Raw genomic sequence first — 1473 nt, 5'->3', positions numbered from 1 at the left:
ATTCCCGGCGCGGGAGTAGTTCAATGGTAGAACCTCAGCCTTCCAAGCTGATGGTGCGGGTTCAATTCCCGTCTCCCGCTCCATTGAATGAACTTTGAATATTATCGAGTTCATGTCATAATGCAAAACTCGGCTCACGTAGCTCAGTCGGTAGAGCACTTCCTTGGTAAGGAAGAGGTCGAAGGTTCGATTCCTTTCGTGAGCACCATCTTAAGCATCACCTCTCAGACGAATTCGAGATAAGCAGCCATGGCCAAGGGTAAGTTCGAGCGCACCAAGCCGCACGTCAATGTCGGCACCATCGGTCACGTCGACCACGGCAAGACCACGCTGACCGCCGCACTGACCAAGATCGGTGCCGAGCGCTTCGGTGGCGAGTTCAAGGACTACTCCTCGATCGACGCCGCTCCGGAAGAAAAGGCTCGTGGCATCACGATCTCGACCGCGCACGTCGAATACGAATCCCCGGTCCGTCACTACGCCCACGTCGATTGCCCGGGCCACGCTGACTACGTCAAGAACATGATCACCGGTGCCGCCCAGATGGACGGCGCGATCCTGGTGTGCTCGGCCGCTGACGGCCCGATGCCGCAGACCCGCGAGCACATCCTGCTGTCGCGTCAGGTCGGCGTGCCGTACATCGTCGTGTTCCTGAACAAGGCCGACATGGTTGACGACGCCGAGCTGCTCGAGCTGGTCGAGATGGAAGTGCGCGAGCTGCTGAGCAAGTACGACTTCCCGGGCGACGACACCCCGATCATCGCTGGTTCGGCCCGTCTGGCGCTGGAAGGCGACCAGAGCGACATCGGCGTGCCGGCCATCCTGAAGCTGGTCGACGCCCTGGACAGCTGGATCCCGGAGCCGGAGCGTGCGATCGACAAGCCGTTCCTGATGCCGGTGGAAGACGTGTTCTCGATCTCGGGCCGCGGCACCGTGGTGACCGGTCGTATCGAGCGCGGCGTGATCAAGGTTGGCGACGAAATCGAAATCGTCGGCATCCGTCCGGTGCAGAAGACCACCGTGACCGGCGTTGAAATGTTCCGCAAGCTGCTGGACCAGGGTCAGGCAGGCGACAACGCTGGCCTGCTGCTGCGCGGCACCAAGCGTGACGACGTCGAGCGTGGCCAGGTTCTGGCCAAGCCGGGTTCGATCAAGCCGCACACCAAGTTCGAAGGCGAAGTCTACGTCCTGTCGAAGGACGAGGGCGGCCGTCACACCCCGTTCTTCAACGGCTACCGTCCGCAGTTCTACTTCCGCACCACCGACATCACCGGCGCAGCTGCGCTGCCGGAAGGCGTCGAAATGGTGATGCCGGGTGACAACGTCAAGATGGTCGTCACCCTGATCAACCCGGTGGCAATGGACGAAGGCCTGCGCTTCGCCATCCGCGAAGGCGGCCGTACCGTCGGCGCCGGCGTGGTCTCGAAGATCATCGAGTAAGCCTGCAGTACCGGTGGTTGCATAGCGCCGCCG

At 61.8% G+C, this 1473-nt stretch carries 1 protein-coding gene and 2 tRNA genes; all 3 read left to right on the top strand.

Annotated elements, in window-relative coordinates; translation table 11 throughout:
* Positions 1-9: 9 nt before the first annotated feature.
* Positions 10-83 (top strand) — tRNA-Gly (locus tag CJP72_RS25090).
* Between the two features lie 49 nt (positions 84-132).
* Positions 133-208 (top strand) — tRNA-Thr (locus CJP72_RS25085).
* A 41-nt stretch (positions 209-249) separates the two neighbouring features.
* Positions 250-1440, top strand: a complete 1191-nt coding sequence (gene tuf / locus CJP72_RS25080; RefSeq protein WP_004154360.1) for an elongation factor Tu — start codon at positions 250-252, stop codon at positions 1438-1440.
* Positions 1441-1473 lie beyond the last annotated feature (33 nt).

Origin of the sequence: Citrobacter sp. NCU1, from assembly GCF_010231475.1 — a bacterium.
Taxonomy (GTDB): Bacteria; Pseudomonadota; Gammaproteobacteria; order Enterobacterales; family Enterobacteriaceae; genus Citrobacter_D.
Note: the sequence above shows the minus strand (reverse complement) of the source record. Positions and strands in the feature narration are given on the sequence as shown.